Genomic DNA, 24,593 nt, shown 5'->3' on the forward strand with positions numbered 1-24,593 from the left:
CTCATGTCCGCCGAAGCGTACGGGAGGTTTGTCGCGGGCATATAGATGGCATATTCGCTGAATATGTGACAGCCCGAAAATCCCAGGAGAAAGACTGATTTTGACATTGAAAGGCGGCGTAGGCGGGCCGGCCCGTTTCCCCTCTTTATATATACTGAAATATGCTTTTCTCTTTGCAATGCCGGACTGAATATACTATACTTCATTTCGCAATATCTTTTTTAAGGAGGAACATATGCAACGGGGCAGTATGATTTTTTTAGTCTTTGTAACACTCGCGGGCCTTTTCGTTTTGGGGGGGTGCGAGCAGGAGTCCAGCTACATTATCGACGCTTCGGTGAAACTGGATGATTTTGGCGAGACGATTCAGGTCGCCATCATGAAGGGGCTCTTCGATTTCCCCGACGATGCGGCCGTCACGATCAATGATGTCGACCTCGAATTTAACGGATTATGGTATTACGCATCGTCGGATATCGGTATTTTTCCCGGCGAAACCGTTACGCTTTCCATCGAAATCGATACGGTCGACCTGACCGAAACCCTCACGATGCCTGCCGCTTTACCCGTTGTCACCGATCCGTATGATGGGGGCGGAAGTGGAGGAGAAGGCGAATATGATATTACCCAGGCAATCGAGGTCGCATGGACTTGGACGGAAACAGATCCGCAGAAATTTATCGTCGAGATATGGCCGGGTGATCTTCAGGAAGGTGATGATTCCTATACCGCCGAAAAGTCGGGAGCCTCGCGTACCCACGATATCCCGGCAGATACCTTAGCCGAAACCGATATGTTTGGGGCGTATGTATATGTACAAGCCGTAAACAGCATGTCTCTCTCCGGAGACGGTGTCAAATCGGGATCGATATTTACGGTATACTGTGAAGGTGAAAGCGAGGAGTTTTTTACGTATACTCCTCCGGAATAAACATTCTTGAGGGAAATTCTTCATCCGGTAACGCAGGATTACCGTTACACCCGTTTCCGGTTTCGCGTTACTTTTAATAAGTGCAAAGGGGGCAGTGAAATGAGGCAGTCAAAGACGTTGATCGCGTTTTTTATTGGTATACTGATTTTCCCTTCTCTCTTTGCCATGCCGCAGTCCGAAGCTTCCGGCAGTGAAAAAAACGGCGGGGGGCTTCGGGCTGTATACGGGCAGCGGGAGCTGGGACCGGTCATTCTTTTCAACCTCACCGTCGAAGACGGCATGCTTCGATTTATCGCCGCCTCCGGCGGGTGCACGACGAAAGCCGATTTCCGCGTGAATGTTCACCGGGAAGCGGGGGTCTCGGAGAAGGTTCCCCATTACGGGCTTTCCATTGAACGTGTCGTCCCGGACGAGTGCAAGGGCTTTTTCCCCGAAGGGGCGGTCATCGAGTTCGATCTGGAAAAAGACCTCGGGCTCAAAGGAACGTACACCGTCTCGATCGCCAATCCGGTGTTTCCCCGGGCGGCAGGTTTTTTTGAAGGAGGCGGGTGATGAAAGGAATACCTGTTTTTGCCGCCGTTCTTGTTTTTCTGGGGTTCATCGTGTGCTGTGTCGATACCGGCGGAAGCGGGACGGGGTTGAAAGCGGCGCTCCTCGAAGCGACGATCACCGCGCTTCAGTTGGAGATAGGCGGATACGAAAAGAAGCTCGAGGCGGCGGAAGGTGGACTCGGGCCAGAAGGGAATGCAGAGATATTCGGGGCGAGAATAGCGGAGCTGCGAAAAGAACTCGGCCGTTTTCAGGCGATGAAGCCGGAAGACTATCCCGATCCGGTTACCTCTCTGCCCGGGGAGGGGCATCTGCCGCCGGACGATGGTTACGGACCCGTCTTTCCCGCGGAAAAAAAGAATATTTTCGTCACCGTGGGAAACGAATACGCTTACGGTTCCCTCCTCGATGTTGACGGTTCGAGCCGTTCCGGGCCGTTTTTCCGGCTGGCCGGTATCAAAGGAGGAGATCCGGGTGTGCTGAAAAAGGGGAGGCGCTATACCCTTGAGGTCTATTGCGTCTACAGGCGGGAGTACTTCGGGTTTATCGAAGATTATTATGTGTATGTTTCAGGGATCGGTAAGTAACAACCCCGGTCAATCTTTGTCACATTTTTTCCCCGCCTCGTTATTGCCGGGCCGTCATTGATTTCCTAACCTCCGTCCCCGGTTTTTTCTTTTTTTATTTGCAAATCATTTTCACTTATAATAAGATTAATCAATATGGCTTATATGATCCGAACTTTTCATCTGTTTTATTCATTTTTCCGGGTAAAGACATTTCGGATAAGTGTGTGTAAGGAGAACATGATATGAAACGATATCTCTTTGTGTTGTTTCTTTCGACGGTGTCATTCTTTCTTTTTCCGGGAGGTATTCCGGTCGCCATTATGGATATGGAACCGATCGGGATACTCCCGGACAAGGCCCTGACTGTCAGCGAGCTGCTTCGTGTCGAGTTTATCAAGCTTCCGGTATTCAAAGTCGTGGAACGGAAGGATCTGTTGCACGTACTCGGTGAACAGGAATTGCAGCTTTCGGGCCTCACGAATGCCGGCGACGCGGTTAAATTCGGCAGGATGCTCAACGTGAAAAAGATATTGCTGGGCAGTCTGGCAAAATTCGAGGGCAAATTCGTGCAGTACGTGTTGAATATCAGGATGGTCGATGTGGAAACGGGGTCGGTTGAGATAGCGGAAAGCATGGATATCGCGAATGACGATGAAATAAGAAAGACCTGTCATGCGATAGCCGGGAAGGTCGCGGGAACGATCAGCATTGTGGGGGAAGTCGTTTTAATCGAGGGTGATGATGTCTATATCAACCTTGGCATCGATGTCGGGCTGCGGGAAGGAGATCATCTTGAGGTATTCGATGTTGAGCTGGTCAAGGATAAACGGGGTAATATCCTGCTGCGTGAAGAAAAGGATGTCGCGTACCTGAAAATATCCTCCGTTGACAGGGAGGCAAGCAGATGTACGGCCGTCCGGAGAGTGAAAGAGATCGCCAATGGAATGGTCGTCAGAAAAAGTACAAACCAACTCGAACCGGAAAACGGGCGTGCCGCGAGCATTACCTTCACGTCGATTCCGGAAGGGGCCAAGGCGTATATCAACGGCGAGTTTGTCGGTATCACGCCCGTTACTATGGAAGATTTCAAACCGGGGATATATTCGGCGGAGATGCGGTATCCCGGTCACCGTTCCTACGCGGGTAAAATAAGGCTTACCGAAGGCAGGCAGATCACCGTGGAACGGGAACTGGAAAAAATCGTCGAAGTGGAAGATATGCTCGAAGGGGGGAAAATCCCCAGAAAGACGACCGATCCGGGTGAGGCGCTTACCTGGGCGCTCATCCCCGGAGGCGGACAATTTTACAACAAATACGAAACAACGGGACTCGGGATAAGCGCCATGACATTTATGGGATTGGCGGGGGGAGGCCTCTTTCTGTACAATTACCTGAATGAGGTCGATACAAGGGACGCCGGTGAATATGACGAGTTTTATAAATACGTGCTCGACTATAAAATAAGCGGCAACCTGCTGGACTGCGGAATCATCGCGGGAACGGCATTGGCCGTCTATCTGGTATCGATTCTTGAAAGCGCGCAGTCGGCTTCTTCCCCGTTCAAATACTACGAATATACAGAGATAAAGTTCGGTGGGCTGGGAGTATATACGAACAGCTCCCAGTATCCGAATACCTTCACCGGAAGCGGGCCGGAGGTGTACGCGAATCCCGTTCTCGACGAAAAAACGGCCGATATGTCCGGGACTGATCTGGGCGCGTTCATTTCAGCGGGAATTCGAAGCCGTTATTTCGATATGTCGTTTGAATTCGGTTTTTCAACGGAACTGAGTCTCATGGGACTTGCCGGACGGCTAAAGCTTCCCGTTTTCACACCCGTGACCGTTTCGGCGGGCATAGCATATATCAGCAACATGAATGATACCCGGGAAGTCGAGTACACGGAGGAAGATCCGGTTGCCTTTTTGCGTTCAATGGTCGCCCCGGTTGTCGGCCTGTCATTCGAGATGCCTTCGTTTTTGTTTATTTTCGAGGGGACCCCCTTCGCGTTCGGGGCGGCCGACTTTTTCTATACCACCGACCCGGGGGAGAGCTGGACAAAGGCGTTGTACCTGCAGTCATTGCTGGGAATGTATCTCTACGGCCGGCTCGATTATTATTTCAGCACGCGAATCGGTGTTTCGATCGAAGCGCGCTATATCAGTTTTTACGGCATGCTCGATACGGAGGCGAAGGACGCGGGCATTCCGGTTTTTCAGTATCATGATACCATTTTCATCACAATCGGTTCGATTTTCAGATTCTAGGAGAAACGAACAGACGTCATCCGGATGAGTATTCTCTCCAATGATGGTGGATGTTTACGCTCTATTCTCGAAAACGCATAATCGATTGCACGGATGCAATGTTGATTATCTCCTTCCAATATAAAGAAATAAATTTGTTTCTGGATGCGCCGACCGCACCGGTTTGCGGTGGTGCAATAACGCTTTCGGTAACTGCCCGGGGAGAATCGGCGTATTTTTTTAGAAGCGGTCGAATGACGTTCATAATTCCTTCTATCTTTTTACAGGAACGTATGTTAGCGGCAGTACCCGCTGCTCTTTTTTTTTTCGCAGCCGGATGGGAATTGACCATAATTGGCATAATTATTGCAAAATAAATATATCAATTTCTTTTGAATTATGGTATAATGAGCATTCACAATGATGCAAACGGGAAATTGACAAGGCAATTTAATAAAAAAGGAGTATGATTATGAAAAAGTTGCTATCGGTTTTATGTATTCTGGTCCTGGGGCCGGCAGTGTTCGCGGTCACAGGCGATGTCAATAACGACGGGACGGTGAACATCGTCGATGCCCTGTTGACCGCACAATATTCGGTGGGTCTTCCGCTGTCCAATTTCGATGCCGCGGCGGCGGATGTCAATGGCGACGGTGCCGCCAGCATCATCGACAGCTTATTGATCGCCCAGTACTATGTCGGGATGATCTCCTCTTTTCCCGCCGATGGAACACCCACGAATCCGCCGTCAACGACCTCCGTCGCACCGGCAACGCCGCTACCGACAGCGGTTGGTACAAGCGCCCCTGCCACGACATCGCTTCCCGGCGTGACGAATCCCCCGTCTGCAACGGGAGCGCCGTCGGCGACATTGCCTCCGGGTGTGACGAGTGCCCCGGTGATTACCTCGGCGCCTTCTTCCGGTGAATCCGGGCTCGAGGCGGGCTACGCCGACGACAATGAAGAGTTCAACAGCTTCCTGAGTTTTCTTGATGAATACAGCAGTGTAAAACATTACGAACTCAAAATATATGAAAGAATCATTTTCCATATACAGGATATAAACGGCGAATCCCTGTCCAATGCCGGGATCGAAGTATTTAATGAACTGGAAGAACTCATCTGTGAAGGGACCTCGTACGCGGACGGGACCTTCATGTTTTTCCCCGCCGAATACGGTGATGACGAAAATTATATCGTGAAAGTGACCTTCCGGTTTCAGACAAAGGAAATGAATGTCGAGCGAGACGGTGTACGGAATATCGACGTGGTTTTTGATTTCGACAGGCCGGCCTACGACAATGTTCCGCTCGATATGCTTTTTGTCCTCGATACCACGGGCAGTATGGGAGAAGAGATCAACCAGCTCAAAACCACCATCGAGCTTATCAACCAGCATCTCAGCACCCTCCCCTCGAATCCGCTTGTCCGTTTCGGTATGGTGCTTTTCAGAGACCGGGATGATGCCCAAACGACCTATTTGACGCAGGTCGTCCCCCTGACCGATAACCTCGATCTGTTTCAGACCGAATTGAGTCAGGTGACAGCCAGGGGCGGCGGCGACAAGCAGGAGAATCTCGAACAGGCCCTCGAAGAAGCGATGCATGAGATCGACTGGAATGAAGACGGGATCAGGCTGGGGTGGATCATCACCGACGCCGGCCCCAAGCTGTATGAAGATGAAACCTACCGATACGTGGATGCGGCGCGGGACGCACATGAGGCGGGCATCAAGTTTTTCAGCGTCGGGGCGGGGGGGCTCGAACTCGGCGGCGAATACGTCCTCCGCCAGATCTCCCAGTACACCTGCGGCAAGTTTATCTTTCTCACCTATGGTGAAACGGGGCCGAGTGAAGGCGGCGTGCCCGGCAGCGTCAGCCATCACACGGGAGACGACTTCGAAACCGATACTCTCGAATCGATTCTCATACATTTCGCGGAAGAGGAATTGAGCCACCTCACCGACGAGTCCGAGGAAAAGGAGGAAGCATATTTTGAGGCGGTCAAAATCGATGAAGAAACAAAGGAAGAAACACTCGCCAAATTGTTCGATATGGCGGTCGATCAGCTGATCGATTACTCGAGCCTTGCCATCGAAGAAGGAACGGTGATTCCCTGTCTTCCGGTCGTGGGCGTACACGGCGAATACGGAGTGGAAGAGGAATATTTCACCGGGCTGCTTGAAGGTTCACTCGATGAAAAAGACACCGTCACCATGATTGAAGATGATTTGGAGACGATTCTCGACAGCCTGGATCTCGAGATGACGGATTATGCGGAAGACCTCGATGCCGTTGCTGAAGTGGGCGAGTATCTCGAAACCGAAGTAATGATCTGTTCCCAACTGCAAAGCGTCGAAGACCATTACGAAATGGTCATGGGCCTTTTCCGTGTTGAAACTGCGGAAATGCTGGGCCGGGTATTGCTTAAAATCGATCCGGAACTGGGTCCGGCATATTAAGGGTCGATTGTAAAAAGAAACATATCAGGCGCGTCTTTCGGGGCGCGCTTTTTTTGTTTGTTTTGACGTGTGGTTGAAAAACGATGTCTGAAATAATATAATAATAAATACAGGGTGTCGTTATGAAACAAATAGTATTTCCTATAATCGTCATTATGACGATGGTGGCATATTGTCTTGCATGTGAAAGGCAATGTCCGGATATATGCTCAGGCGATATGCTGTCCGTTGGGGCAATCGGCTATTTCATGCCGGAAAACGACATCATTATACCGGTTAAATTTGACCCCCGCAGTTTCAGGATCGAACGAAAAAACAACTATGCGGCATACCGCTCCGCTGATTCATATGATATTCATCAAGCGTTTAACGGACCGGAGACGACCGTCGTAAAAGTATGTCTGTACTTTGAAAGTACGGATGCCGCGGAGGATATCAGGTTCCGGACAAAACAGATTTCAGATTTGATGACAATCGGAGAATCCCTCAATGTACCCCCGCTTCTTGTTTTTACATGGGGAAGAATCTCCTATCATGTTGTGATTGAAAGTATATCGGAGCACTACCGGGATATTCATGCAAACGGTCTTCCGTCAAAAGCAACTCTGAAAATAGAGTTCAGGGAATACCGGCCTTTTTCCAGCGATATGGAATAGTATCCTGACTTTTCCGTTCTGTTTGTATTTCCGCTTTTCGTTCTCTTTGGGACCGGTTTCAAGTATAAAATAATTATATATTGAAAAATATTGGGTTATGCAATAAACTTAATATGAGGTTTGTCGAGTTGAACGCTGAACTTCCTGATGTTTATTATCATCCAGGTATGACAAGATACAGTGAATTATACCTAACTTTCCTCGCCCTGCTATAAAAAATGAGAAAAGGAGGAGTAAATAAAAATGGATAATTTCTCTGAATCAGATAATTTAAAAAAGACACAAGAGGCATTATGCGCTTCGGAGCTAAAATACAGGCGGCTTTTCGAAACGGCAAAGGATGGAATACTCATTCTCGATGCAGAAACCGGGCAAATAATCGATGCAAATCCATTTTTAATTGATTTATTGGATTACTCATTCGAACAGCTTGTCAATAAAAGAATCTGGGATATCGGATTTTTCAAGGATATTATCGCAAACAAGGATAATTTTATTACATTGAAAAAGAATAAATACATCCGTTATGAAGACATGCCCCTGGAGACAGCAAACGGAAAAAAAATCGATGTCGAGTTTGTAAGTAACGTTTATCAGGAGAATCAGCATTATGTGATCCAGTGTAATATAAGAGATATTACTGAACGTAAAATGACTGCCGCCTTTATCGAGGCCGAACGGGAAAGGCTGTCCGTCACTCTTCGAAGCATCGGTGACGGTGTCATCGCAACCGATGCATGCGGCAATATTGAGATAATGAATGTTATCGCAGAAGAACTGTGTGGATGGACCCAAAATGAAGCACGGGGAAGACCACTGGCCGACGTGTTTAATATAATATGTGAGAAAACCCGTGAACCTCATGAAAATCCGGTAGATAGAGTACTGTCAACCGGAAAAGTCATCGAACTTGAAAATCATACAGTCATTATTTCAAAAAGCGGCAGAGAGCGGATTATCTCAGACAGTGCCGCACCGATTAGAAACAAGGCCAATGAGATTATCGGCGTGATTTTGGTATTTCGGGATATTACCGAAAAACAAAAATTACTTGAGAGTTCCCAACGGAATCAAAAACTTGAATCACTCGGCTTGCTGGCAGGCGGCATCGCCCACGATTTTAATAACCTCATGGGCGGTATTTTTGGATATATCGATTTGGCAATCTTAAAATCGACAGACAGTATCGTCAATCAGTATCTTTCCAAAGCAATGAATACCATAGAGATAGCGCGCAGCCTCACGCGGCAATTGATTACATTCGCAAAGGGCGGCGCTCCTGTAAAAAAACCGACATCAATATTCCGGTTTATTGAGGAAGCTGCGCAATTCGGGCTTAGCGGATCGAATGTTTCGTGTCATATCGATATGCCTGAAACGCTATGGATGTGTAATATTGACATCAATCAGATTTTTCAGGTTGTCAACAATATCGTTATCAATGCGCAGCAGGCTATGCCTCAAGGCGGAACGATCGAAATATCGGCTCGAAATATCACTTTAGGCGATGATGACGTTCATCTGCGGTTAAAAGGAGACTATGTTAAATTCTCAATCAAGGATTATGGTGTTGGAATCTCGAAAAAAATATTACCTTTTATATTCGATCCTTTTTTTAGTACGAAATTACAAGGTCATGGAATAGGTCTTTCAATTTGTTACTCGATTATCAAGCGCCACGGCGGTACAATTGATGTCGAGTCTGTCATAGACAAAGGCAGTACATTCCATATTTATCTGCCCGCACTCACAGAAACGGCCGGTTTTTCAATTGATGCAACCGATGTCGACCATACGGGAAGCGGCACAATGATTGTCATGGACGATCAGGAAGTTGTCACGGAAGTTATTGCGGGCATGCTTGAAACATTCGGATATTCCGTCGTATGTGCACATAACGGCAGAGAGGCATTGGAGTTTTTTATTAATGAAACCAATGCAAAACGAAATATAACCGGATTAATTCTGGACCTTACTGTGCCGGGTGGTATGGGAGGAAAAGATATTATCAAGGAAATACGAACATTAAATGCCGGGATTCCTGTTATTGTTGTAAGTGGATATGCAGATGATCCTATAATGAAGAATCCTGAAAAATATGGATTTACGGCGAGTATATGTAAACCTTTTCGAAGAACCGATCTCGCTAAAATACTGGAAAAGTATATGATGATATAAAAATACAGTCACTTTAAGGTCAATAAACGTTTGACTAACATAATCAAACCTCCTGCTTTGGAGGCGGTGTTTTTATCAAGCGGTGCTGCCGTTTCCGGAAATATATCCTTTCATTTGCATTGTGTACCCGGGATTATAATTCCATATGTGTAATATTATTGGTGCATGCATCAAATCAGAGGTGTGCCTCCCCCTTGCACTTAATGCGGGCATAGGGTATAAAGGGTGCAGGAGGAAGCTGGAATATGTCTCGCAGAAATGATATCAGGAAAGTTATGATTATCGGCTCGGGGCCGATCATTATCGGGCAGGCGTGTGAGTTTGATTATTCGGGAACCCAGGCGTGCAAGGCTCTGAGGGGACTCGGTTATGAGATTGTGCTCGTCAATTCGAATCCCGCCACGATTATGACTGATCCGGGAATGGCGGATGTCACCTATATTGAACCCCTTACGCTCGAATCAATGACGAAAATCATCGAAAAGGAACGCCCAGATGCCCTGTTGCCGAATCTCGGCGGTCAATCCGGGCTCAACCTTTCATCCGAGCTGGCAAAGGCCGGGGTACTCGAAAAATACGGGGTGAAGGTGATCGGCGTCGAGGTCGATGCGATCAAGCGCGGCGAAGACAGAACCGCGTTCAAGGAAACGATGAACCGTCTCGGGATCGATATGCCGGAAAGCACGGCAGTATACAGTGTCGAAGAAGCTGAAGCGGTGGCCGCCCGCCTGAAATACCCGGTGGTGATCAGGCCGGCCTACACACTCGGCGGGACCGGCGGGGGGCTTGTCTATAATGTGGATGAACTGCGTGTCGTTGCAAGCAGGGGGATCGCGGCCAGTCTGATCGGTCAGATTCTGGTCGAGGAGTCCGTACTCGGGTGGGAGGAACTCGAACTCGAGGTCGTACGGGACGCGAAAAACCAGATGATCACGGTCTGCTTTATCGAGAACGTTGACGCGATGGGGGTGCATACCGGCGATTCCTACTGCACTGCGCCGATGCTCACCATCGATCCGGCTCTTCAGAAAAAACTGCAGGAATATTCATACAAAATAGTCGAAGCGATCAGAGTGATCGGGGGGACGAACATACAGTTCGCGCACGATCCTTTGACCGGCCGTGTGGTCGTCATCGAGATAAACCCCAGAACCTCCCGTTCGTCGGCACTCGCTTCAAAGGCGACGGGTTTCCCGATCGCGCTTGTATCGTCGAAACTGGCGGGCGGGCTTACCATGGACGAAATTCCCTACTGGCGGGACGGTACCCTTGAAAAATACACACCGTCGGGGGATTACGTAGTAGTCAAGTTCGCCAGGTGGGCGTTCGAAAAATTCAGGGACGCTGAAGACAAACTGGGTACACAGATGCGGGCGGTCGGTGAGGTCATGAGTATCGGCAAGAATTACAAGGAAGCCTTTCAGAAATCGATCCGGTCTCTGGAGATCGGGAGGTATGGATTGGGCTTCGCAAAGGATTTTAACAAACGGTCCCTTGAAGAATTGATGCAGATGCTGAAAGAACCGACAAGCGAACGGCAGTTTATCATGTATGAGGCACTCAGGAAGGGCGCGACAGTCGAAGAATTGAATAAAAAAACATATATCAAGTCGTGGTTCATCCGGCAGATGAAAGAACTGGTCGATCGCGAGGAAGAGATTCTCAAGTATCAAGGAGGGCTTCCCCCCGACGATTTGCTGGTACAGGCGAAAAAGGACGGATTCGCGGACAGGTACCTGGCAAAGCTGCTCGGTGTTACTGAAAAAAAAATCCGTGAAAAGCGTATCTCGCTTGGTATTGTGGAAGGCTGGGAACCGGTTCCGGTCAGTGGTGTGGAAAACGCGGCGTACTACTATTCCACCTATAATGGTCCCGACAAAACGGGAAGCAGCGACAGAAAAAAGGTGATGATTCTCGGCGGCGGACCCAACAGGATCGGGCAGGGAATCGAGTTCGACTATTGCTGCGTTCACGCGGCTTTTGCTTTGCGTGACGAAGGACTCGAGACGATTATGGTCAACTGCAATCCGGAGACGGTCTCCACCGATTATGACACTTCGGACAAACTTTACTTCGAACCGCTTACCCTTGAAGACGTATTGGCGATCTATCAAAAAGAAAAACCGGAGGGTGTTATCGTCCAGTTCGGCGGGCAGACACCGCTCAACCTGGCCCAGGACCTCGCGGCGGAAGGGGTGAACATCCTTGGAACCCAACCATCGATTATCGACCTTGCCGAAGACAGGGACCGGTTCAGGAAAATGATGGAGGAAATGAATATCCCGATGCCCGAATCCGGAATGGCAAGCACGCTTGAAGAAGCGCTTGAGGTCGCTGAACGGATCGGATATCCCCTTATGGTACGCCCGTCGTATGTCCTCGGCGGACGGGGTATGGAAGTCGTTTATGACAGTGAGATGCTCGAGACCTATGTCACGGCCGCGGTCGATGTGACGCCCGACAGGCCGATCCTCATCGACAAGTTTCTGGAAAACGCCGTCGAGGCGGAAGCGGACGCTCTTTCCGACGGAGAAGAAGCTTTTGTTCCCGCGGTCATGGAACATATCGAGCTTGCCGGTATTCATTCCGGAGATTCGGCGTGCGTGATTCCGCCCGTCAGTATCCCCCGGAAGCATATCGATACGATTTGCCGCTATACGACGAGGATTGCCCGTGAATTAAAGGTCGTCGGGCTGATGAATATCCAGTATGCGATCGCAAAGGATACGGTGTATGTGCTCGAGGCGAATCCGCGCGCATCACGGACCGTTCCCCTCGTCTCAAAGGTCTGTAATGTTCAGATGGCGCGTATCGCGACATTATTGATGCTCGGCAGAAAGCTTGTCGAACTCGGGCTGCAAAAGCGGGATATCCCCCATTACGGGGTAAAAGAAGCCGTCTTTCCCTTTAATATGTTTCCCGAAGTCGACCCGGTGCTGGGTCCTGAAATGCGCTCGACCGGCGAGGTCCTGGGCATCGCGGACTCGTTTTCGTTCGCCTTTTACAAGGCACAGGACGCGGCGAAAAGCGGGCTGCCGGAAAACGGAACCGTCCTTATCAGTATATCGAAAAGGGAAAGGGAACAGGCACTCGAAGTGGGAAGGCGGTTTAAGCAACTCGGTTTCAGGATTCTTGCAACGGGAGGGACCCATGATTTTCTGAAAGCACACGGTATCGAGTGCGAAAAGATCCTCAAACTCCATGAAGGCAGGCCGAATATCGTGGATGCGATTAAAAACGGGGAGATCAACCTGGTTATTAATACCCCGGTGGGTAAATTGAGTCAGTACGATGACTCGTATATTCGTAAATCCGCGGTAAAGCACAAGGTTCCCTACATGACGACAATTCCCGCCGCCCTTGCGGCCGCGAAGGGGATCGAGGCCTACCGGAAGGGGGTTCCGCCCGTCAAGTCACTTCAGGAATATCATAGGGATATCAGCGATTTTCCGGCCGGCGAATAATCCGTTCCGCGAGGTGCACGGCGTTCAGCACTCCCTGTTTGCCCAGTCCCATGGTGGCGACGGGAATTCCTTTGGGGAGTTGAAGAATCGAAAGAAGGGCGTCGATTCCGGAAAGCGGCCCCGCCGTAAGGGGGACGCCGATAACCGGACAGGACACCTTTGATGCGACGACCCCGGGAAGGGCCGCCGAGAGTCCCGCCGCCGCGACGACAAGACGAAAGTTTTTTTCCTCCTGTTCGAGAAAGTGAAGAAGTTCGGTGAGATTTCGGTGCGCCGAATACACATGGAGTTCAAAAGTCAATCCCTTTTGCCCGCTCAACTCAAGCGCGGGTTCAATAGCGGATCGATCCGATTCCGAACCGATGATGAAAAGAATGTCTTTCATGAAGTTTATTCCCCGTCGATAAAGAATTTTTTTCCGATGTCTTTCCTGTACCAGGCGCCTTCGAAGCTGATTGCATCGATGTTGGAGTAGGCCATGGAAGCCGCTTCGATCGTGTCCTTTCCAAGACCGACAACGGTAAAGCATCTTCCCCCGCCGGTGACAACCTGCCGGTTCTCGTCGATTTTCGTCGTTGCATGGAAAATCAGGGCGGACTTTTCAGGGACTTCCCGGATCGGCCGGACCGGTATCTCTTTTCTGTATGAACCCGGATATCCGGCACTCGCGACGACCACCCCGACTGCTGATGAAGGATTCTCCGATATCGGAATAGAGTCGAGTGTCGTGTTGGCTATTGCCTCTGTGACGTCACCGAAGTCGGTTCTGATCATGGGAAGGAGTACCTGCGTTTCGGGATCACCGAACCGGACGTTATATTCGAGTAATTTCGGGCCGTTTTTTGTGATCATGAGACCGAAGTACAGGATACCTTTATAAATGAGGTTATCCTTTCTGAGCCCGTCAAAGGTCGGCTCGATTATTTCCCGTTTTATCCGTTCTTTCAGAGAAAGATCGACCCACGGAACGGGACAGATCGAACCCATGCCGCCCGTATTCGGGCCTTTATCGCAATCATACGCTTTTTTAAAATCGGAGCATGGGGGGAGGATCACGAAATTTTCCCCGTCACAAAGTGCGAATATCGAGACCTCATAGCCTTCAAGGAACTCTTCGACCAGAAGGGAGTCGTTGGTGAGAATATTACTGCCGAACTCGATAAGATGGACCTTGTCGTCCGAATCGAGTACCCCTTTCCCTGAGGCAAGGCCGCTTTTTTTTATGACGAGTCTTCCTTCCGACGAATTGATATATTCGATAAAGGATGCGGTATCGGAAAAAGTTTTTGCCCCTGCTGTCGGAATACCGTGGCGCTGCATAAAGGCTTTCGAGAATGTCTTGCTCGCTTCAAGTTGTGCGGCCTCTTTATGCGGACCGATGACGTTAATATGGCCTTCCCTGATAACATCGACGACACCGGCGGCAAGAGGATCTTCCGGGCCGACAAAGACATAATTGATCCTGTGTTCCCTGCAGACCTTGAGGATCGCATCAAAATCCATCGGATCGACATCGAGATTGGTACCGACTTCGTATGTTCCCGCATTTCCGGGTGCGGCAAATAACCCTGCCAGACGCTTACTCTTTGAAAACATCCAGGCAAGGGCGTGTTCCCGTGCTCCGGAACCAAGAATAAGAATTTTCACGTTTGGCCTCCTTTGTTATCAGATAATCTGTGATTACGGGTTTCGATCAGGAATAGCAGTCCCCCCCTGTCAGGGCAACAGGTCTTTTTCCCTCCCCAAATCCATGTGTGATAAACTATAATATATAAGCCGGAATTGGTGAATATTAAAAAACACTCTTTTTTCTTTTTTTCCATTGTTTATCGATGCAGAGTTTTCCTCCGGACAAGCCGTCCCATTTTTATCAGGGAAATCTTTTTTGTCTTCGCCGACCGCATCAATATGTCCGCTTTCTCTTTTTTTACGATAAGGGCGATACCGATACCGAGATTGAATACCCGTTTCATTTCGTCGTCACCGATATTACCCCTTGTTCTGATTTTTTCGAATATATGCGGTACCTCCCAATTGAAATCGAGTTCGGGTTCAAGGTGTACAGGAATCACCCTCACGATGTTTCCGTAAAGCCCGCCCCCGGTAATATGCGCCGCGCCGAGTACCCCCCCCGCGGGAATGAGGGTTTTCAGTTCTTCCGTGTATATTTTCGTCGGGACGAGGAGGTCCTGCCACAATTCTTTTTCACTGTCGGGGATCACCTTTCGAGCGAGCGACAGACCGTTTGAATGAATCCCGTTTGACGGCAGTCCGAATACGAGGTCTCCTTCATCCATTTTATTCTTTTTTGGCAGGATCCTTTCCTTTTCTGCAATTCCCACTGCAAAACCCGCCAGATCGATATCGCCCGGTTTATACATATCCGGCATTTCCGCCGTTTCTCCGCCAGCGAGTTTTACCTGTCCGATTTCACATCCCCGGATAATCCCTTTCATCACCTCCTGAAGCATATCCTCCCTGATCTGCCCGCAGGCGATATAATCGAGGAAGAGAAGCGGTTCGGCGCCGCATACGATGAGGTCATTGACGCACATGGCGACCAGGTCGATCCCGATGGTCGTATAACAGGCAAGCCGCTGCGCGATGAGCAGTTTCGTCCCCACGCCGTCGGTGGTGGTGAGGAGAACGGGCCTTTTATAACGCTTCACATCCAGCTCGATACCGCCGGAAAAGGCCCCGATCCCGTTCAGGATCGCTTTTGAGGCATAGGTTTTAATAAAATCGGCGAATCTGTCTCCTTTTTCGATATCGACGCCCGCGTCTTTGTAACTTGAAATCATATTTTTCATGATCTATTCCTTTCTTCTTATCGCAGGGTCTTTGACCCGGACAGGATAATTCCCGCTGAAACAGGCATAGCAGAAATTATCCGGATCGTTCACGCATTTTTTCAGGGATTCGAGGGGAAGGAATCGCACCGAATTCGCCCCGATAAATCCGGCGATTTCATCCGGGGACATCCTGTTCGAGATGAGTTCTTCCCTCGTGGGAATGTCGATGCCGTAAAAGCAAGGGTACCTGATTTCGGGGGCGGAAAGACGAAGGTGGACCTCTTTTGCCCCGGCTTCCTTGAGCAGCTTGACGATAAGTCGTGAGGTAGTTCCGCGTACGAGCGAATCGTCAACGAGAATAATTTTTTTATTTTCTATCGAATCCTTTAGCGGGTGTAGTTTCATCCTCACCCCGAACTCACGCTGGGAGGGCGCGGGCTGTATGAATGTTCTTCCCGAATAGTGATTTCGAGCCAGACCGATGTCGAGGTTAATACCGGAGGCCAGTGAATACCCCAGGGCGGCGCTGTTTCCGGAATCGGGAACAGCGCAGACGATATCTCCCCCGATGTCGTCGCTTTCGGCAAGCAGCTGCCCCATTTTTTTTCTGACGGAATGAACGTGGTGACCGAAGTGAAAGGAATCCGGCCGTGCGAAATAGATCAATTCGAATATACACCGGCTCTCTCCTTTGCTGTGTCTGAAGGTCGATTGACTCATCCCGGACTGATCCAGAAAGAGACATTCTCCGGGCTTAACCTCCCGCACGAATTCCGTCCGAAGAATGTCAAGGGCGCATGTTTCGGATGCGAAAACAGTGAATCCGTTTTTCCTGCCCATCACAAGCGGCCTGAATCCATTGGGATCGCGCGCGGCGATGAGACTCGTGTCGTGTATCAGAACAAGACTGAATGCCCCTTCCAGACGGGTCAGTGTTTCGAGAAGGGCTTCCCTGAAATCGGTTTTTCTTGAACGGGCGATAAGGTGAAGGATCAGTTCGGTGTCGGAAGAACTCTGGAGAATCGAACCTTCCCTGAAGAGTTCACGGCGGAGTTCCTCGGAATTGGTGATATTGCCGTTATGGGCGACCGCGATGTCACCCTTGTTGCAGGAAGCCGATACCGGCTGAGCATTTTCGATCCGGTTCCCCCCGTGGGTCGAATATCGAACATGCCCGATACCGATAAACGAAGGGTGATCTTCTTCGAGATAATGGGAAAGCACGCCGCTTACCATGCCGAGATCCCTGTAAACGACGATATCGCCGTGACGGTGGTAGGCGATCCCGCAGCTTTCCTGTCCCCTGTGTTGAAGGGAAAAGAGGGCGTAAAAAAGCCGTTCCGGCATATTGACGAGTGTATCCGAGATTATTCCGGTAATACCGCAGTAATGAGCGGGCCGATCGTTTATGGGGTTCATGTATCGTTGTATCACGGAAGAACACACTTGGTCAAGCAATGCCGGGCATACACGGACGTCTATGGTTCTCTTTCGGCGAGTTTTTTAACGTTTTCATGAATGATCGTGAAATTCTGAATAATCGAGATCAGTTTTCGTATCCGGTCATGATTCTCAATTAATCCGGAAAGCAGTTCACTGTTGCTGTCTCCCCCGATGACCCTGATATTGTTAACGATAGAAGGATGTTTCTGTTTGGCGTCACCGATTATCTCAAAGAGGCGGGTCGCGAGGCTGTTGAAGAGGTTGATCTCCTTTTCGAGAATCATGGCGGCCCGCTTATCGATCGCATCGATAAACATTCCAAGGTCCTCAGGGTCCGATCCTTCAGGATTTCCGCCTTCCACGGCGCTGTGTATTTTGGCAAGGGGACTTGATGCATCGTCGATCATAGATTTTTCAAAATCGGCGATTCTGTTAAGGGATTCATTGCAGCCATTGAAAATATCTGAGAGATTTATTCGAAACTGCCTGTCTTCGAAGTAGCCCTCGAAGAGAAGCTTCGTGATCGCCGATTTCTGTGTCTGGCCGAAGTGCCGGAGGATAAAATTTTTCAGGATAGTCAGCGGTTTGACATTAGTGAACGCGGGTAGTCCGTTCCGATGTAACATGTCGCATTCATCGTCATTATAGCCCAAAATAGGAACGAGCGGTTGTCCGTTTAAAAGCTCCTTGATATCCTTGACGAGGGCGTTCTCATTGAGTTCTTTCAATGCCGTATCCAGATTTTTCGTAAACCGGCCGTTCAATGTATCCAGATATCGTTTCATATAAGGGATATTCTCATCGCTTGTCTCGGCCGTGAAATCAGGATCGCTTTTGATCGCCTGCAGAAGCGAAAGAAGAATCGATTGTGTCAGGTACCTTTTTTGAATCGATTCGATCCGTGTCAGAACCGTTTTCATCCTGTCTCGAACTTTGTCGCCATCTTTGAGTTTTAACCTGTCGAGGAGAAGAAATATATTTTTTTCGATATCTCCGGAAAGCGGCAGATCGGCGGAAATGAAATAGAAGTCGAGGAGTTCCGGGATGATATTCGAGGCCTGGACAGGTTTGAATGACGGTTTCCCTTTTTTACGTGAGATATCGATATCCGGTGAAAAGTATGCGAGAAGGTTTTCGAAATTATGCTGACAGAGGGTAACGAATCGGTATAATTCATTCAGGGACAAATCGATACGCGCGAACCCGGGCTTGCCGAAAAGCTTTATATACTCCCTGAACTCATGATTGATTTTTTTTATTTCCTCCTCCGCCGATACCGCGGAAACAAGCCGGCCGTACAGTGCCTTGTGCTCAAAATACTGCCGTTTCAGCCGTTCGTCTTCCGGAAGATGGCACTCGATCAGATAATCGTGATACCGTCTGGCCAGTTTCTGGTCGCTTTGGAGGATCGTTTTTTCGAACAATGAACGTACAAACAGAAGGGTATGGGCGAACTCGTATACCACACGGGCGAAACCGGGGAGTACCTGTTGTGTCTGCGGACGGTAGTATTGGGGGGATAGCGATTGAAGCCGGGCGTGGATTTTTTTCAGTTCTTTTCGCTGTTCAGCGGCTTTGGGGTCCCAGTTGAAGAGATTGGAAAGCAGGTTCCAGATATATTTCCATAAGTTCATGATGTTGAGTAAAATTTATAAAATGTCCGGCCTATTTTCAAGGACTTTTCCCGGTTGAATTCGAAAAGGGGAGATATGGTGGAATTTTTTTTATATAAGGGAACCTCTAAAAAATATCCAATATTTCGTAATGACGGAATAAACCGTGCAGCGGTCGAGAATCCCGGTCATTCGACGAGTTTTTTCATTTCTTCCCCGTATGCTTCCCTCAGATATTCGAGGTCCCCGTCTTTCATCATGAGTATTGAAAGCGACGGTTTCATCCCGAGTGCGACTTCGAGCCAGAGAAGCGCCATTTTCCCTTTTTTGAGACGTGAATAGGCGCATGCCGTATTGTAGGCAAAGTAGTAGCAGGGCGCGTCCGCCTCCCTTTCGTGTTCCCACTTTTCGAGGCGGAGTGAAAGAAGCCGTTCCGGCGTGTAAAGGCCGATAATGTCCTGCGGTGTATAGGAATATGGATCAGGAAGGAGCGTCCAGAAGGGAGGGGAGCCGTTCATGAGGGAACGCGTTGCCCGGTATCGAGTTTCCCGGTTATAGGTATCGAAATAATTTCCCGATGAGGTCCACGAGTCGTCTTCAACCCACAGCAGTAAAGAACCCGCGGCAGACCCTTCGATTGTCAGATAATCGAAAAGCGGACTGGTGACGCAATCAGCGATCCCCGTTCTGTAGTGCGATATGGCCTTTTCAAAATGACCATTGATAAAATAATAGTTTGCCAGTGCGTAATGAGCCCTCCGAAGCAGACTGCGTTTTTCAAAGAGAAGGATATAAAGAATCGAGGAAAGGTCGTTTGATGCCTCGGAAAATATTGTGGTGAGAGTACCTTTCTGCAACACATCATGCAACGAGAGAAGTATTTTTTCCAGTTTCCTGATTTCACCGGTGTCCGCCTTCTTATTCCATACCAGATTTGTCAAGGCGACAAGATAATCGAGATATATATCGGTAATGTTAACCTGGATATTGTCCATCATGGAAAAATCGGTTATTTCCTTAGTGTTTTCGCATTCGCAAAGCAGCATGGCGTCGAATGTTTTTCCGAAAGCGGTTTCCAATGCCTGTCTTTGATCCGCCAGCAGCGATTCGAATTTTTTTTGATTGTATAAAGCGAAGAGTTTCATGAGGTACTCGTTCCGGAATTGAAACCCGCCGTCGCGGTCGAGGATAAAGCCGCTAAAAGGAGAAGCTCGAAGCAGAAGGGAAGCCTTGCGGATCAACCGTTCCTGCATCGGATTGTTTTTCAATGCCGAAATGATCCGGTTCATTTTGTCCGTTTCCCTTTTATATTCCTCGTTTGTTTCTCTTTCGAGTCTCGCATACGCTTTATCGACGAGATTACCGGACGGTGAACGGCCGGGATTTTTCCGGATGTCTCCGAGGATAAAACCGGTAAAGAGATTCGACAACGAAGGATCGGCAAGCTTCCTGGAATAGTAATCCCTGAGTGCATTGTCGACCATGTTCTTGTTTAGTCCGGATTCTCCCCATGACGACTTCTTTTCAATTTCGGAATTAAAAAATCCAAAAGCCGGACAACTTTTTTCCGCTACCATGTAAATATATTCACAATAAGCACCGATCGATTGTTCCTCTTTGAGGTTTTCTTCGAAATAACCGCCGGGGCGTCCTTTCTTTTTTTCGTTAAATGAAAAATCAGAGAAATCTATACGGATATCATTTTCAGGTATAAAATCTTTCAGATCCCAGGAAAAAACAGTATAGGGCGGGCCTGCGGATGATTTTACGGTGTAGGCGCCCGGGGATTCCGGGACGTTCAGCACCTTGTCGGTAAAATGAAAACGTATATCGATATCCGCTCTGCCGATGGGAGCGGTAAGGGCATGTGCGCTTTTCAATATATACTGTACCGAACTTTCAGTATCTACAGACTCCCTGAAATAAACGATATTCGTGTAAAAGACATCGATTGTCTTCTCTTCCCCTTTCCCGATTTCCGCCTCGAACCCGTAGACCTCGTCATAATCGATCATCTGCAACTCGCTGTTGATTCCGTGAATGTATTTTCCGTACGGGACTTTTTTACCGTCGACCGTTATGCGGCATTCTGTGAAAAGCGGATTTGATGGTTTTAAGCCATAAAAAAGATAGTATCCGTACCGGACCGGAAACCCGAGCCAGAAATTCGACCGCTTTCCCGTGTTTTTATAGCGGTAGGTACATCGGTATTCTAGATAGAGGTACGGGATAGGGGGGAGGGGATCGTCGGGATTGAAATTATCCGCACCGAGATATGCGTCGATTACGATCTTTTCATAGGTCATTGCAAGGTCATACTGCCTGAAGGGGGTAAGTGTGCCCCACGCGCCCGGCATATAGGAGACGACATTCGCGGAAAGAAAACTTACCGCCCAAAGCGTCAATATAAGGATAAAACATGGCCTTTTCATCGATTCTCCCTCCGGTTCCCGGCGTTTGTGACGGATTCGATTATATCACGGAAACGGAGAAATAAAAAGGGGAGATTATGTGCGGTTACTTCGCGTCACGTTTCATGGTGAAATCGGGCCTTGACCGTGATCATTCAGGCAACTCCCGCCCGCGGTGTAAATACGATTTCACGATACCTTCATACTCTTTCAGGCTTTTTGCTCTGACGCACGACTGCCTGATCGCCGAGGAATCGGGAAGCCCCCTGGTGTAAGCGCAAAAGTGCTTGCGCATCTCAATGCACGCCTTCGCCTCTCCTTTGCTCCTTACGGCGCGCCGAAGATGATCGATGGCGCATCCGAGTCTTTCTTCCGCGGAAATATCGGATTCATATGTTCCTTTTGTCAGGAGGTCGCGGATTTCGGTGAAAATAAAGGGATTGCCGATTGCACCCCGGGCGATCATGACCCCGTCGCATCCTGTCGTTGCGAGCATCCGGCACGCATCATCCGGTGTGAATAGGTCGCCAGAGCCGATGACGGGAATGTCGCTTTCCCGTTTGAGTATGGCAAGATGCTCCCATCTGGCTTTTGCCTTGAATACTTCGACCGCGGTTCTCGGATGCAGGGTGACGAGTGAGACCCCGGCTTCTGTTGCGGCGGCGCAGACTTCGAGGTAATTGAGTGACGCCTCGTTCCATCCGGACCTGATTTTGATCGAAAGGGGAATATCGGTCTCATTCTTCATGGTGCGGATGATCTTCCCGATTAGCCGCGGATTCCGGAGCAGGGCGGCACCGGAACCCGATTTTACTATTTTTGGAATGGAACAGCCGCAGTTGAGGTCGATTATTGATGGGGCGAGACCGATAATTTCACGGACCGCTTGTGCTATGGGCGTTGCCGAGGAGGTAAACAATTGGATACCGAAATAAATCTCGTTTTCCGCACGATTGCAGAGGGTGAGGGTCTTTTCGTTTTTTCGCGAGAGTGCTTCCGCTGATACCATTTCCGTCCAGGTGAAAAATACCCCCTTGTCGATGCAGACGGAACGAAACGCGGCGTCCGTATAACCGGCCATAGGGGCAGAGAAGATATTACCGGGAATCGTCAATCCGGGAAGCGCTATCGGATGCAGTACGGGCCGTTGAGGAATATCGGCGTATGTCTTTCCCGGGTTACGCGGTGATTCCAAAGAAGTTCAGGCTGTTTTGATACAGAGTTTCCGTTACCGGCTCGAGTTCCTCGTTACGAAGCTGGGCGATGAATTTTGCCGTTTCGATAATATAGGAAGGTCTGTTTCGCTTGCCCCTGTACGCCGACGGAACCATAAAGGGAGATTCGGTTTCAATAAGCATCCGGTCCAATGGCATTTTCTTTGCCGTTTCGTGGAGGTTTTTTGCATTCCGGTAGGTTACATTGCCCGCGAACGATATATAGAGGTTGAGTTCGAGGGCTTTTTTCGCATATTCGAAATCTTCCGAATAGCAATGGAGAATGCCGCCTTTTCGCGGGAGTTCTTCTCTGAGGATATCCAGAACATCATTGCCGGCTTCCCTGTTATGGATGATAACGGGGAAATCGAGTTTTTGGGCCAATTCGAGTTGCCGTATGAACAGTTCGATCTGCGAATCCCTGTCACCGAACTTATGGTAATAATCCAGGCCTATTTCTCCTATGGAGACGACCCTTTCCCGCTTTGTCCCCTCTTCTATTGTTACCTCCCAATCGTCACCCGGATTCGAAACTTCTGAAGGAGAAACGCCGATACTATGATATATATGGGCTTCCGTTTTCAGGTTTTCATATATCTGGAAAAAATCTCTCAGATTATTGGATATGCTGACAATACCGTCAACGTTTTCCTGTTTTGCTTCCTGAACGATGATGAGTTGTTCAATAGGGTCTTCATTAATAAGCCCTATATGGGCGTGAGTATCGAAGAATTTCATATTACTCCACTATTTATTAAAATTGATACGTGTATAGCTCCAATTAAGGTTTATTTCTATCCACTTTCTCCAGTATTGTCCATTTTTCTAAATTACGCAACGCTTATTTTAAAAAATGCTGGTAATATTATAAAAATAAACCTATAATGGATTATTATCATAATATCACAAATAAAATAGATAAGTCAAGATTTTATTTGACAATTATTTATGTTTATGGTATGGTCGCTGTAATTAAAAAGAGCGTCAAAATCTTTTGGTTGAGGAGTTTACCGTGTCCCCGGCAGAAAATTTTAAAAAGAAAGAAACAATTATCGTTGAAAAAATCATAAAAATCTTGCGAATTACTGCTGGAGCAATTGTCAATTTTTTCAGGATGATTCTCCAAAAAGGGAAACAGCGTTTTACCGTTATGTTTATTCCTCACTCGGAAAAGAAAATATTGAATTTTCATGTTTCCGTCTTTTCTCTTGTTTTTTTGACTTTTCTCCTGTTTGTCATTATTCTGGGATTTTTTTATCTGGCAACATATTTTACCGGTTCGGAAGCAAAGGTTGATGAACTCACATACAATCTCGATATGAGTACGCGTAACCTCGAGCGATACAGGGATGAAATAAAAAAATTCAGCAGGACGATAAAAACCTTTAAAAAAAGCATGGAAAATATTCTGGGGGTAATCAAAGGAGAAAGTTTCAATACCTTCCAGCAAAAGGGTGAAGGGGGAGATCTGTCTTCGATGAGTCCCTATGAAGGCGACTTCGAAGGAGAGAATGAAATCTGGGAACTCCAGACCCTCACCGCTTATATTAATAACGCAATAACCCCCCTGGAAGAGATCAAGGATGTTCTTCTGCAGCAAAAAAACCTGCTGGTCGATATTCCCAATCTGTGGCCCGTGTATGGCGGCAGGGACCGGCGTGTCGGTAATATTACCGATATCTTCGGTCCGGGGAAACATCCCCTCACGGGAAAGTTCCGGATTCATAAGGGTGTCGATATCGCATGGAGTTCAGGTACCCCGATTGTCGCCACGGCGAACGGTGTAATCCGCGGCGTGGACTACAATCCCACCGGGCTCGGACATTATATAACGATTCAGCATAAATACGGATTTTTTACCAGGTACGGCCATCTTCAGAAGGCCCTCGTCACCCGCGGCCAGAAAATATCCCGTGGGGATATTATCGGTTATATGGGATCTACCGGTCTATCCACAGGTCCTCACCTCCACTATGAGATATGGATGGGTATCCAGGTGGTGGATCCCATGCAATATCTTGATATCGATCATGTATTAATAGAAAAATATAAATAGCCAGGGTGTT

Annotated in this window: 17 protein-coding genes; 9 read left to right on the top strand and 8 right to left on the bottom strand. The window is 48.6% G+C overall.

Annotation, left to right across the window (positions count from 1 at the left end):
* Nucleotides 1–235 precede the first annotated feature (235 nt).
* From JW881_15380 to carB, 8 genes are all read left to right on the top strand, one after another.
* A complete protein-coding gene (locus JW881_15380; protein ID MBN1698898.1) occupies nucleotides 236–931 on the top strand; it encodes a hypothetical protein in 696 nt (231 codons plus the stop codon).
* 99 nt (nucleotides 932–1,030) lie between these two features.
* On the top strand, nucleotides 1,031–1,483 hold the full coding sequence (locus JW881_15385) for a hypothetical protein (protein ID MBN1698899.1): 453 nt from the start codon (nucleotides 1,031–1,033) through the stop codon (nucleotides 1,481–1,483).
* On the top strand, nucleotides 1,483–2,067 hold the full coding sequence (locus JW881_15390; protein MBN1698900.1) for a hypothetical protein: 585 nt from the start codon (nucleotides 1,483–1,485) through the stop codon (nucleotides 2,065–2,067). The genes JW881_15385 and JW881_15390 overlap by 1 nt, the downstream gene beginning before the upstream one ends.
* Nucleotides 2,068–2,291: 224 nt before the next feature.
* A complete protein-coding gene (locus JW881_15395; protein ID MBN1698901.1) occupies nucleotides 2,292–4,316 on the top strand; it encodes a PEGA domain-containing protein in 2,025 nt (674 codons plus the stop codon).
* A gap of 451 nt (nucleotides 4,317–4,767) precedes the next feature.
* Nucleotides 4,768–6,756, top strand: a complete 1,989-nt coding sequence (locus JW881_15400) for a VWA domain-containing protein (GenBank protein MBN1698902.1) — start codon at nucleotides 4,768–4,770, stop codon at nucleotides 6,754–6,756.
* Between the two features lie 122 nt (nucleotides 6,757–6,878).
* On the top strand, nucleotides 6,879–7,412 hold the full coding sequence (locus JW881_15405) for a hypothetical protein (GenBank protein ID MBN1698903.1): 534 nt from the start codon (nucleotides 6,879–6,881) through the stop codon (nucleotides 7,410–7,412).
* A 243-nt stretch (nucleotides 7,413–7,655) separates the two neighbouring features.
* On the top strand, nucleotides 7,656–9,590 hold the full coding sequence (locus JW881_15410) for a PAS domain S-box protein (GenBank protein MBN1698904.1): 1,935 nt from the start codon (nucleotides 7,656–7,658) through the stop codon (nucleotides 9,588–9,590).
* A gap of 245 nt (nucleotides 9,591–9,835) precedes the next feature.
* The gene (carB, locus tag JW881_15415) at nucleotides 9,836–13,054 is read left to right on the top strand and encodes a carbamoyl-phosphate synthase large subunit (GenBank protein ID MBN1698905.1); all 3,219 of its coding nucleotides are present in this window, start codon (nucleotides 9,836–9,838) and stop codon (nucleotides 13,052–13,054) included.
* Here carB and JW881_15420 read toward each other — a convergent pair.
* The 8 genes from JW881_15420 to JW881_15455 all read right to left on the bottom strand — a co-directional run bounded on the left by JW881_15420 (nucleotide 13,029) and on the right by JW881_15455 (nucleotide 23,265).
* On the bottom strand, nucleotides 13,029–13,439 hold the full coding sequence (locus JW881_15420; GenBank protein ID MBN1698906.1) for an AIR carboxylase family protein: 411 nt from the start codon (nucleotides 13,437–13,439) through the stop codon (nucleotides 13,029–13,031). The genes carB and JW881_15420 overlap by 26 nt on opposite strands.
* 5 nt (nucleotides 13,440–13,444) lie before the next feature.
* Complete coding sequence (gene purD / locus JW881_15425; GenBank protein ID MBN1698907.1) at nucleotides 13,445–14,701, bottom strand: phosphoribosylamine--glycine ligase; 1,257 nt, start codon at nucleotides 14,699–14,701, stop codon at nucleotides 13,445–13,447.
* A 179-nt stretch (nucleotides 14,702–14,880) separates the two neighbouring features.
* Nucleotides 14,881–15,864: a phosphoribosylformylglycinamidine cyclo-ligase gene (locus JW881_15430; GenBank protein ID MBN1698908.1), complete on the bottom strand. Its 984-nt coding sequence runs from the start codon at nucleotides 15,862–15,864 to the stop codon at nucleotides 14,881–14,883.
* Between the two features lie 3 nt (nucleotides 15,865–15,867).
* On the bottom strand, nucleotides 15,868–17,265 hold the full coding sequence (locus tag JW881_15435) for an amidophosphoribosyltransferase (protein ID MBN1698909.1): 1,398 nt from the start codon (nucleotides 17,263–17,265) through the stop codon (nucleotides 15,868–15,870).
* 59 nt (nucleotides 17,266–17,324) lie between these two features.
* The gene (locus JW881_15440; protein MBN1698910.1) at nucleotides 17,325–18,923 is read right to left on the bottom strand and encodes a hypothetical protein; all 1,599 of its coding nucleotides are present in this window, start codon (nucleotides 18,921–18,923) and stop codon (nucleotides 17,325–17,327) included.
* 167 nt (nucleotides 18,924–19,090) lie between these two features.
* Nucleotides 19,091–21,334 (bottom strand): hypothetical protein, encoded by a 2,244-nt coding sequence (locus JW881_15445; protein MBN1698911.1) that lies wholly within the window; start codon nucleotides 21,332–21,334, stop codon nucleotides 19,091–19,093.
* A gap of 130 nt (nucleotides 21,335–21,464) precedes the next feature.
* The gene (dusB, locus tag JW881_15450; GenBank protein ID MBN1698912.1) at nucleotides 21,465–22,508 is read right to left on the bottom strand and encodes a tRNA dihydrouridine synthase DusB; all 1,044 of its coding nucleotides are present in this window, start codon (nucleotides 22,506–22,508) and stop codon (nucleotides 21,465–21,467) included.
* Nucleotides 22,492–23,265, bottom strand: coding sequence for a TatD family hydrolase (locus tag JW881_15455; protein MBN1698913.1), 774 nt, complete (start codon nucleotides 23,263–23,265; stop codon nucleotides 22,492–22,494). The genes dusB and JW881_15455 overlap by 17 nt, the downstream gene beginning before the upstream one ends.
* Before the next feature lie 274 nt (nucleotides 23,266–23,539).
* Between JW881_15455 and JW881_15460 the strand changes: the two genes are divergently transcribed.
* Nucleotides 23,540–24,583: a M23 family metallopeptidase gene (locus JW881_15460; protein MBN1698914.1), complete on the top strand. Its 1,044-nt coding sequence runs from the start codon at nucleotides 23,540–23,542 to the stop codon at nucleotides 24,581–24,583.
* Nucleotides 24,584–24,593 lie beyond the last annotated feature (10 nt).

It is taken from the genome of Spirochaetales bacterium, from assembly GCA_016930085.1.
Lineage (GTDB): Bacteria > Spirochaetota > Spirochaetia > SZUA-6 > JAFGRV01 > JAFGHO01.